Genomic DNA, 9624 nt, shown 5'->3' with positions numbered 1-9624 from the left:
GAGTACGAGAAGTTGCGAATCGCCGCGTGAAATAGACGGTCAGACACCTGTCCGGAAAACGCGAGGCCCCTCAGTCATGGCCGCCATCGCGTCCCCGGTCGCGGTGGTCACCGCCATGGACGGCCGGCGCCCGCACGGCACCACGGTCAGCGCCTTCGCGTCCTTGTCCATGACGCCTCCCATGGTGCTGGTGTCGCTGGGCGAACGCTCACAACTGCTGACAATCATCCGCCGTACCGGCCGCTTCGGCCTCAACATCCTGGGCACGCAGCACCCCGGCCTGCCACACACAGCCGGCTCGTGGACGCTTCACAGGTGGCGGCCTTACTGTCACGCACAACCAGCAGGTGGCACAGACGAGCCAAAGGCGAGCAGTCATGAACGAAGAACTCCACGACCACGACAGAGGTCTCTCCTTCGACCTCCCCACGCTTCACCGCCGCAAGATGATCCGGCTGCTGGCCGGCGTGAGTCTGGTCCCGGTGGTGGGCTGCAGCAGTGAGGAGCCGGACACCGCCGGCTCCTCGCCCTCCTCGGCCTCGTCTTCCGCGGCCTCCTCGGGGACATCCGAGGGGAGTTGCGAGACCATCCCGGGTGAGACGGCCGGGCCGTACCCCGGCGACGGGTCCAACGGCGTGAACGTCCTCAAGGAAAGCGGCGTCGTCCGCTCGGACATCACCTCCAGCTTCGGCTCCGCGAGCGGCACCGCCGAGGGCGTGGCGCTGACCATCACCCTCACCGTCACCGAGGCCGCCTCCGGCTGCGGTACGCCGAAAGAAGGCGCGGCCGTCTACCTCTGGCAGTGCGACCGGGACGGCAACTACTCGCTGTACTCCGAGGGCGTCACCGAGGAGAACTACCTGCGCGGCGTGCAGGAGACCGACTCCCAGGGCCAGGTCACGTTCACCAGCGTCTTCCCGGGCTGCTATCCGGGCCGCTGGCCGCACATCCACTTCGAGGTGTACGGCAGCCTGGACGACGCCACCAACGCCACGTCCATCACGGCGACTTCACAGCTCGCCTTTCCGAAGGACGTCTGCGACACGGTGTACGCGAGCGACGGCTACGAGCAGAGTGTGCAGAACCTGGGCCAGCTCTCCCTGGAGAGCGACATGATCTTCAGCGACGGCTACGACCAGCAGATGGCCACGGTCGAAGGCAGCGTCGACAAGGGCTACACAGCCACGCTTACGGTGCCGGTCTGACCGCCACCGCGTGAGCCGAGCCCCCGACGTCACCCGACGTCGCAGGCCGGATGTGCCCCGCATCGCCCACGTACAAAAGCGGCGACCGGCCTGCCGATGCAGGTCCGGTCGCCGCCCGATGCCGTCCGACGAAAGGCGTCAGTACGAACTGCGCCTCATACGGCGCAACAGCACGAAGCCGGAGATCACGAGCACCGCTCCGGCCGCGGCCGGCCACAGCTGGGTACCCGTTTCGGCCAGAGAGCCGGAACCACCCTGCGGTTCGGTCTGTGCACCGGCCGCCTGATCGTTCCCGCCTGCGTCCGACGCCTGGTCCGAGTAGTCGCCTTCACCACCGCTGCCGCTGTCGTCCGAGCCCTCCGCCGGTGACACGTCCTGATCGCCCTGGGCGGGCGAGGGCGTCGTGTAGACCTCGGGGTCCGGGCGGTTGGTGGGCGCGGATCCGACCTCCGGTTCGGCGTCCGGCGCCTTCGTGGCTGGCTCCGGCGTGTCCTTGTCCCCGGCGTTGTCCCCGGCGTTGCCGGCATCCGCTCCGCCGTTGTCGCCATTGCCGGCGTCCGCCTCGTCGTTCCCGGCGTTGCCGCCGTTCTCACCGGACGCGTCGTCAGGATTCTCCGTCGGCTTGTCCTGCGGCTCCTCACCGGCGCCCGCACCCGCGTCACCGCCCACGCCGCACTTCTGGCCGGCGTTGATGCAGTCGACCATCTCCCCCATCAAGTCCTCGTCGAAAACGTTGATGAAGTCGCCGTGGTCCGTGACCGGCTTGTGCACCTGCTCGGGGAAGGAGTCCACCGCGAACAACGGAACCGTACGACCGCCGTCGTTCAGGCTCGGCGCGTCGACGTCGTAGACGATGCGCTGCACCAGCTGCGGGATCGCCTGGAAACCGTTGGCGCAGTTGCCGTTGGCGTCGGCGAACGCTACGTGGGTGCGGTGGTTCGCGCTGTCGATGTTCCGGCCGTCCCAGCAGCTCTGGAACTTGAAGGTGCGCACCACGTCACTGCCCTGGGGACAGAGCGGGTACTTGTCCTTCAGCTGCCGGTCCTCGAACCCGGTGCAGCTCCACGAGGCGTTGGCATTGGCGGTGCCGTTGACGAACGCCTTGGCGTCACCGGTGATGATGCGCAGCAGTCGCGGCATCTCCGTGACCTTGCTCTGCGGATTGCCCACAAAGGTCATCGTCACCTTCTTGGGCGTGACGATCTCACCGACGTTGCCCTCGATGCCGCCACCCGGCGCGTTCGCGTCCTGCTCCTGCACACCGTTCTGCAGACGCAACACCGGCCAGAAATACGAAGACTTGTCGCCCTGGTCCACGCACGTCGTGTCGCCGTTCGCCAAGTCCTCGTCGCTCGCGAAGGCGTCGTTGGCCTGGTTGCCGACGTAGTCGTGGAAGTGGTGGGCGCCGTTGGTGACGCCGGGGGCCACGATCACGTTGTCCGAGTTGAACAGGCCGTTGGCGTTCACGCCACAGCTGGTGGTGAAGGTGCCGCGGGAGGCATTGCCCTGCTGCTGCGGCTTTGCCACGTTGGGCTGCACGGTCTTGATGTCGGTGAAGTCCGCGGCCACGGGCCCGTTCCCGGCCTGACCGCCATTGTCTCCCTGCTGTTCGCCCTGGTCCTGGCCGTCCTGGCCCTCACCCTGTTCGTCCTGATTGGCGTCGCCCTCGTTCTGGCCGTCGCCCGCCTGGTCGCCGTTCTCGCCGTTGCCGGCCTCGTTACCGGTAGCGCGCAACGTACAGGCGGCAAGAGATTCAAGACCCTGCGGGCGCTCCCCCACACGCCCGATGGCGATCGCGATCCGCTCGATCGTCGCGGTCCGCTTGTCCTTCAGCGGATTCATGATCGCGTTGTCGGCGAAGCCTGCGTCCTGCTGCTGGGCCTGCGCCGAGTTCTGCAGTCGCTGGTAGGCCTCGGCGATCTGCTTGTCCAGGAGGGCGAGTTCCTTGTCGACCTCCGCCCTCGCCTGGTCCGGCACCGCCGTCAACTTGGTGCCGACGTCCGGGCAGTCGATCGTGGCGGCACCCGAAGCCAGAACCTGGTCGGCCTGGCTTTGACCCGGCTGCTGACCCGAGCCGCTCTCGGTGGCCGTGGCATAAACGTTCGCCGCTACCAGCGCACCTCCTCCCAGCATCAGCGCGACCGCCGCAAAGGTCGTGCGTCGTGCGCCTGTTGGGCGTCTTCGCGTGTTGCGTCTCACGGGAGTACTCCTACGGTTCGGCGGAGGCCGGGCATGGACAATCCCCTGCCCCCATACGGAGCCGAGCCCCGCTGCGTTCAAACGCCCCACAAATTCATAGAGACCTCTCACGAATCAGCCCGAGACGGCGTCGCAGCCATCGAGGTCGGTCCGCTCCTTGCTCCACCATGAAGGCATGACGGATTCGACGGACACCCCGGACAGCCCGCCCGCCCCCGACGACGTGGTGAACTCGCAGCAGGCCGCGGCCTGGAACGGTTACGAGGGTCGGCACTGGGCCGACCACCAGGACCGTTACGACGGCCTGAACGACGGGGCCAACACCCCGCTCCTCGACGCGGCGGCCCTCACGCCGACCGACCGCGTTCTCGACATCGGCTGCGGCAACGGCCGCGTCACCCGCCTGGCCGGCGACCGCGCCGCGTACGCCCTGGGCATCGATCTGTCGGCGCCCATGCTGGAGCAGGCCCGGGCGAGCGCCGCCGCCGAATCCCTCGGCCATGTGGAGTTCGTACGGGGCGACGCGCAGGTGTACGGCTTCGAGAAGGCCTCGTTCGACGTCGCCGTCAGCCGCTTCGGCATCATGTTCTTCGCCGATCCGGTCGCGGGGTTCGGCAACATCGGACGTGCCCTGCGCCCGGGCGGGCGGCTGGCCTTCGTCTGTCCGCAGGAGTTCGCGCGCATGGACCAGTCCACGGTCTTCGCGGCGATCGGAGAGCACGTACGGCTGCCGGATCTGTCCCAGTCCACCGGCCCGAGCCCGCTCGCCTTCGCCGACCCCGACAACACCCGACGGGTACTGGCCGGCGCCGGCTTCGACGACGTGGCCGTCGAGGACGTCGAAGCGCCGCAGTACTGGGGCAAGGACGCCGACGACGCGGCCGGGTTCCTCTTCGGTTTCGGGCCGCTGCGGCACTGGCTGCGCGAGGCGGACGCCGATTCCGCTACGGAGGAGCGTGCCCGGCGGGCCGCGGTGGAGGCCTTTGGCGCCTATCAGGACGACAGTGGCGTACGGCTGACGGGCCGTTACTGGCTGGTCACCGCCGTGAACCCGTGAGGCTCCGGGGTACCCGGTTTCACGCGCCGCGGTCGGTGAAGGGGCCGCCCGTGGTGAAGGCCCGCTCGGCGAAGCGTTCGCCGATGCGGCGGTGGGTGGCGGCGTCCGGGTGGAGTTCGTCGGGCAGGGGCAGTTCGGCGAAGTCGGTCTCGCCGTAGAGGTCGCGGCCGTCGAGGTAGTGCAGGTGGGGGTCGTCGGCCGACCGCTCGCGCACGATGCGGGACAGCTCCTCCCGGATGACGCCCAGCGTCAGTTTTCCGTTGGCTCGCTCGGCAGGGTCGCCGGTGGCCAGAAAGCGCAGCTCTCCGGCGGCGAGCGCGCTGAAGTCGAAGGCGCCGGGGCCGGGGGTGTCCTCGTGGATGGGGCACAGGATGGGCGAGACGACCAGCAGCGGTGCGGTGGGGTGGCCTTCGCGGATGGTGTCGAGGAAGCCGTGCACGGCGGGGGTGAAGGCGCGCAGGCGCATCAGGTCGAGGTTGACCAGGTTGATGCCGAGCTTGAGGCTGATCAGGTCGGCGGGGGTGTCCCGTATCGCGCGGGCGGTGAAGGGGTCGAGCAGGGCGCCGCCGCCCAGGCCGAGGTTGATCAGTTCCACGCCGCCGAGGGAGGCGGCGAGCGCGGGCCAGGTGGTGGTGGGGCTCGCGGCGTCGGAGCCGTGGCTGATCGAACTGCCGTGGTGCAGCCACACCTTGCGGCCCCGGTCCGCTATGGGCTCGACAGGAGCGTCGGTGCGCAGGACGACCAGTTCGGTGGTCTCGTTGTGCGGCAGCCAGATCTCGATGTCCTTGATGCCCTCGGGCAGGTCGGTGAAGCTCAGGGTGCCGGGCGGGCCGGGCTGGTGCTCGGCGGTTCCGATGGTCAGGTCGATCGTCACGGTGTTGCCGCCGGACACAGTGGCCTGGCTGGTCAGACGGCCGTCGACGAGCAGGTCGTACACACCGTCCGGGCGGGGCGGGGCACCTACGTAGGTCCGTTTGGTGGGCAGCGTGTCCAGTTCGACGGCGGTGGCGCGGGTGCGGAAGAGCAGTCGTACACCGGAGGGCTGGGACTCCACCATGGCGAGTTGTGCGTCGGTGCACTGGGCGCGGGCCCGGGCGGGCAGGCGGTGCGGCAGTACGCCGTGGGTGGTGGGCTCCAGGTCGAGGGCGCCGCGGAGGAGGTCCGAAGTGATGGGCGTGGTGGTCCAGTTGTGGTGGGTGTGCATGGCCTCCGCCTGTTGATCGGCATGGTCAGGTTGCTCGGATGTGCCGCGTGGCGTTCCGTCTCCGCCCGGTACTTCAGGGCCCGGGCCAGTTCCGCAGCAGCGCGTCGAGGGCGTCCAGGATCCGTGACCAGGATTCCTGTGAGTCGGGGGCGCTGTGGCTGAAGCCACCGCCCAGTTCCAGGCTGACGTAGCCGTGGAAGACGCTGCCCAACAGCCGGACCGCGTGGGTCTGGTCCGGCTCCGTCAGGTCGTAGCCGCGCAGGATCGCCCGCGTCATCTGCGCGTGTCTGCCGCCGGCGCTGGCAGCCGCCGCCTGAGGGTCGAGCCTGAACTGGGCCGCGGCGTAACGGCCGGGGTGCTCCCTGGCGTAGTCGCGGTAGACGTTCGCGAAGGCCGCGAGGGCGTCCTTGCCGGCCCGCCCGGCCAGGGCGTCGGCGGCCCGGTCGGCGAGTTCTTCCAAGGCGAGCAGGGCGATCCTGGTCTTGAGGTCCTGGGAGTTCTTCAGGTGCGAGTACAGGCTCGCGACCTTGACGTCGAACCGCCTGGCAAGCGCCGAGACGGTCACCTGGTCGAAGCCGACCTCGTCGGCCAGTTCGGCCCCCGCCCGGGTCAGGCGTTCCGCTGTCAGTCCTACGCGTGCCATGCCCCTCCTCCCGTTCGGCATAACCAATCATGCAGCTGCCTAATACCTTTAGGCAAATTACGCAGCTGCCGCGGCGCCGTCCGCTGAGGGCGGCCGGGCCGACCAGGCCCCCGGACGATGGCTGGTTGCGTACCCTCAGGGCCTGCGTGAAAGGCTCACCTACTTCCTTAGGTATCCGTAGTGATTCGTCGTCCGATGGCGTCGGGTATTCGATGCGGGTGTCGCATGGGGGTGCGAGGGTCGATTGCGTGACCTTTTGGTGGGGGTGTCGTTGATCGGATGACAGCACTGTGGGCGGGAGGGGGATGTCGGTGAGCCGGAAGCTGCCGCTCGGCGAGGGGGAGGCCGCCCGCACCGCCTGCGCCCGTGGTGTGCTGCGTACGGGGGTGGAGGAGAGGACCGGCGAGCTGCTGTCGGCCGGCGTGCTGGCCGAGCGGGTGGGCTGGGCTGCCGGTCTGGTGTCCGGCATGGTCGCCGATCTGCTGGCCGGGCACTGGAACACCCCCGACGTGGATGCGCTCGCCTCCGGCGTGGACGCGGGCGGGCAGAAGCTGCCGCCGAACGCCTGGATGGCGCTGCGCCGCCTGGGCTGGACCGTCACCCCGGGCGCCAAGGTCAACGACCGCATCCTGCGCATGGCACAGGAACAGGCCGGACGCACCCTGCGCTCCGCGAAGTGGCGGGCCGACCTGACCGCCGGCGTCCTCAAGACGTGGCCCGCGGATCCGAAGAAGCGCACCGCCGACGAGTGGGATGCCGTCCGCGAGGCGGTGCCCGGCGGGCAGCACCTGCCATCCAGCCTCATCACCTCCCGCACCCGGCAGGTCGCCGCTTTCCGGAAGAAGCACGACCGGATGCCGGTGGACGTGTTCGAGCTGGAGAGTGAGCCCCGGATTGCCCGGATGCTGTTGCTGTCCGCGTGTGACGGCCAGCAGGCCGGCATCGAGCGCGCCGATGAGCCGGGCCGGGCACTGCTACGCCTGCAGCTGCCCACCCGCCCCGACCCGCGCTCCTACGCGCACTGGACGTGGGTAGCCTGCCCCATCACTCTGCCCCCGACGATCCCCGCGAACGCGGTACTGCACCTGCCCGCCCTGCGCATCCACCAGGGCGCCGTACATGCCGATCTCGCCTACACGCACGCCGTCCCGAAGACGCAGCGCACCGGCCACACGGTCGCCCTCGGGGTGGACTGGGGCCTGAACACCCTGCTCAGTGCGGGCGCCGCCCGGCTGAACGGCGACGGCACGATCACCACGCTCGGCAGTGGCGGGATGTTCCGTGCGTCCGGCGTCCTGTCGAAGCAGCACCGCCTGCGCCGCCAGTCCGAATTCCTGCACGCCAGGGCCGACCGGTACGAACGCCTCATCGGCGAACGCGAGGGACATGCTCTCGCGGACAAGCGTCAGATTCTCACCGACGAGATCCGGCATGTGTCCGACCGCCGCTCGAACCTGAACGACGCCCTGGCGTGGGCCGCCGCCCGGTGGGCGGTGGACCAGGCGATCGCCGCCGGGGCCACGGCCATCTACGTCGAGGACCTCCGCTCGCTGGAGGCCCGGGGCATGGGCCGCAGCCACAACACCCGCCTGTCGCAGACGGTGCGCGGGCAGATCGTGGACCGGATGCGGCACCTGGCCGCCGAGGCCGGTATCGCCGTGGTGGGTGTCCCGGCCCGCAACACCTCCAGGCACTGCCCGCAGTGCCTGGTGCCGCTGCGGCACCGCAAGGCCCCCGACCGGCCGACCGTTGCGGGCTGGAAATGGGCCCTCTGCCCCTCCTGCGGCTGGCAGGGCGACCGGGACCAGGGCGCCTGGCGGCGTATTGCCGCACGCGGCCTCACCCACCAGACCAAGACGGTCACCGACCGCGCCAGCGGCACCATGGTGATCCGCTCGGTGATCGACAGGCTCGAAGCCAAGGCGGTCATCACACCGGCCGCCGCCCAGACCGGCCGGGACAGGTCCAAGACCGGACCGACCCCCCATCAAGCAGCATGTCCGACGCCCAGGCGACGCCGGACACCCTCCCCCACCAGGCCGCAAGACCTGGCGGGCCAGCGTCCGGAGGGACACGCTCACACGGTCCGGAGACTGCCTCGTGCGGCTCTCCGGAACCAGGGCGTGACGACGATCAGCACACCCACCACCGGCCGACACCGGCCACGCGGAGCAGCCTTGGGCGCGGGATTCCACCTCCATGCTCACGCTTCCCCGCCACGGTGGGCAGAACCCCCGTGCCGGACACTGCGTCTGACATGGGATACCTAAGCTGATCAGAGACGCTCAGCGCACACAGGCGGCCGGACGACAACCTGCACCGGTCGCCCCATGACATCGGCACGAGAAGAGGCGGCGGCATGCGCATCGGACTGCTCGGTACAGGACCGTGGGCCGAGATGGCCCATGCCCCCGCCTTGAGCGGGCACCGCGAACTGGACTTCGTTGGCGTGTGGGGCAGGCGCATGGACGCGGCCGAGGCGCTGGCCGAACGGCACGGGACACGCGCGTACGAGGACGTCGACGCCCTGCTCGCCGAGGTGGACGCCGTCGCGATCGCTCTGCCTCCCTCCGTTCAGGCCCCGCTCGCGGCGCGCGCGGCGCGGGCGAACTGCCATCTGCTGCTCGACAAGCCCCTCGCGGCAGGCGTCGAAGAGGGGCGGGCGGTCGTCGAGGCGGTCGGGGAGGCCGGTGTCGCCTCGGTCGTCTTCTTCACGGCCCGTTTCCAGACCACCACTGAGGCCTGGATCACCGAACAGGCCGCCCTGGACGGGTGGTTCACGGGACGCGCGGAGTGGCTCGGTTCGTTGTTCACCAGCGACAGCCCGTTCGCCGACTCGCCGTGGCGACGCGAGAAGGGCGGCCTGTGGGACGTCGGCCCGCATGCCCTGTCCGTACTGCTGCCGGTTCTCGGCGACGTCGAGCGGGTGGCGGCCGCCGCACGCGGCCCGAAGGACACCGTCCATCTGATCCTTCAGCACATCGGCGGGGCGTCGAGCACCCTGACTCTCAGCCTCACCGCTCCGCCTGCGGCCGCCGGCGCCACGGTCGAACTGCGCGGCAAGGCGGGAGCGACCGTCCTGCCCGCGTCCACCGAAGGGCCGGTCCCCGCTCTCGTCCGGGCCGCCGACGCCCTCCTCGCCGCTGCCCGCACCGGCAGTCCGCATGCGTGCGACGCCGCTTTCGGCCTGCGGGTGACGGAGATCCTGGTTGCGGCCGAGGCCCAGCTGACAGAGCCGCACTGACGGGATTCCCCGTTTCCCATAAGGCTGCCTTATGAGGTCATAGGCCGGACCCTCGTACCAAGTAAGGCTTGC

At 69.8% G+C, this 9624-nt stretch carries 9 protein-coding genes; 5 read left to right on the top strand and 4 right to left on the bottom strand.

The features are described 5' to 3' along the window. Positions 1-39: 39 nt before the first annotated feature. Positions 40-171, bottom strand: a complete 132-nt coding sequence (locus ACYVO6_RS38965; protein ID WP_461069863.1) for a hypothetical protein — start codon at positions 169-171, stop codon at positions 40-42. Between ACYVO6_RS38965 and ACYVO6_RS38960 the strand changes: the two genes are divergently transcribed. Together ACYVO6_RS38960 and ACYVO6_RS38955 are read left to right on the top strand one after the other, a co-directional pair. Beyond that, positions 116-502 (top strand): flavin reductase, encoded by a 387-nt coding sequence (locus tag ACYVO6_RS38960; RefSeq protein ID WP_461069861.1) that lies wholly within the window; start codon positions 116-118, stop codon positions 500-502. The genes ACYVO6_RS38965 and ACYVO6_RS38960 overlap by 56 nt on opposite strands. Then, positions 447-1205, top strand: a complete 759-nt coding sequence (locus ACYVO6_RS38955; RefSeq protein WP_461069859.1) for an intradiol ring-cleavage dioxygenase — start codon at positions 447-449, stop codon at positions 1203-1205. The genes ACYVO6_RS38960 and ACYVO6_RS38955 overlap by 56 nt, the downstream gene beginning before the upstream one ends. 138 nt (positions 1206-1343) lie before the next feature. On the opposite strand, the gene ACYVO6_RS38950 is transcribed toward ACYVO6_RS38955, so the two are convergent. Beyond that, entirely contained in the window at positions 1344-3338 is a 1995-nt protein-coding gene (locus ACYVO6_RS38950) for a DUF1996 domain-containing protein (protein ID WP_461069835.1), read from the bottom strand. A gap of 241 nt (positions 3339-3579) precedes the next feature. Between ACYVO6_RS38950 and ACYVO6_RS38945 the strand changes: the two genes are divergently transcribed. Then, positions 3580-4461, top strand: coding sequence for a class I SAM-dependent methyltransferase (locus tag ACYVO6_RS38945; protein ID WP_461069833.1), 882 nt, complete (start codon positions 3580-3582; stop codon positions 4459-4461). Positions 4462-4480: 19 nt separating this feature from the next. On the opposite strand, the gene ACYVO6_RS38940 is transcribed toward ACYVO6_RS38945, so the two are convergent. Together ACYVO6_RS38940 and ACYVO6_RS38935 are read right to left on the bottom strand one after the other, a co-directional pair. Then, positions 4481-5665 carry a GDSL-type esterase/lipase family protein gene (locus tag ACYVO6_RS38940; RefSeq protein ID WP_461069831.1) on the bottom strand — a complete coding sequence of 395 codons (1185 nt, stop codon included), beginning with the start codon at positions 5663-5665 and terminating at the stop codon, positions 4481-4483. A 73-nt stretch (positions 5666-5738) separates the two neighbouring features. Then, on the bottom strand, positions 5739-6308 hold the full coding sequence (locus ACYVO6_RS38935; protein WP_461069829.1) for a TetR/AcrR family transcriptional regulator: 570 nt from the start codon (positions 6306-6308) through the stop codon (positions 5739-5741). Positions 6309-6619: 311 nt separating this feature from the next. Between ACYVO6_RS38935 and ACYVO6_RS38930 the strand changes: the two genes are divergently transcribed. Together ACYVO6_RS38930 and ACYVO6_RS38925 are read left to right on the top strand one after the other, a co-directional pair. Beyond that, positions 6620-8578 carry a zinc ribbon domain-containing protein gene (locus tag ACYVO6_RS38930; protein WP_461069827.1) on the top strand — a complete coding sequence of 653 codons (1959 nt, stop codon included), beginning with the start codon at positions 6620-6622 and terminating at the stop codon, positions 8576-8578. Positions 8579-8667: 89 nt separating this feature from the next. Further along, on the top strand, positions 8668-9552 hold the full coding sequence (locus tag ACYVO6_RS38925; RefSeq protein WP_461069825.1) for a Gfo/Idh/MocA family protein: 885 nt from the start codon (positions 8668-8670) through the stop codon (positions 9550-9552). Positions 9553-9624: the final 72 nt, after the last annotated feature.

Source organism: Streptomyces pseudoechinosporeus (assembly GCF_054783935.1).
The sequence above is the reverse complement of the archived record's forward strand: the minus strand, read 5'-3'. Positions and strand labels throughout refer to the sequence as shown.

Excerpts from the sequence above, each read along its gene's own strand:
- ACYVO6_RS38960 (WP_461069861.1), top strand. The coding sequence starts at position 116 with ATGGACGGCCGGCGCCCGCACGGCACCACGGTCAGCGCCTTCGCGTCC.
- ACYVO6_RS38965 (WP_461069863.1), bottom strand. The coding sequence starts at position 171 with ATGGACAAGGACGCGAAGGCGCTGACCGTGGTGCCGTGCGGGCGCCGG.
- ACYVO6_RS38955 (WP_461069859.1), top strand. The coding sequence starts at position 447 with ATGATCCGGCTGCTGGCCGGCGTGAGTCTGGTCCCGGTGGTGGGCTGC.
- ACYVO6_RS38950 (WP_461069835.1), bottom strand. The coding sequence starts at position 3,338 with ATGCTGGGAGGAGGTGCGCTGGTAGCGGCGAACGTTTATGCCACGGCC.
- ACYVO6_RS38945 (WP_461069833.1), top strand. The coding sequence starts at position 3,580 with ATGACGGATTCGACGGACACCCCGGACAGCCCGCCCGCCCCCGACGAC.
- ACYVO6_RS38940 (WP_461069831.1), bottom strand. The coding sequence starts at position 5,665 with ATGCACACCCACCACAACTGGACCACCACGCCCATCACTTCGGACCTC.
- ACYVO6_RS38935 (WP_461069829.1), bottom strand. The coding sequence starts at position 6,308 with ATGGCACGCGTAGGACTGACAGCGGAACGCCTGACCCGGGCGGGGGCC.
- ACYVO6_RS38925 (WP_461069825.1), top strand. The coding sequence starts at position 8,668 with ATGCGCATCGGACTGCTCGGTACAGGACCGTGGGCCGAGATGGCCCAT.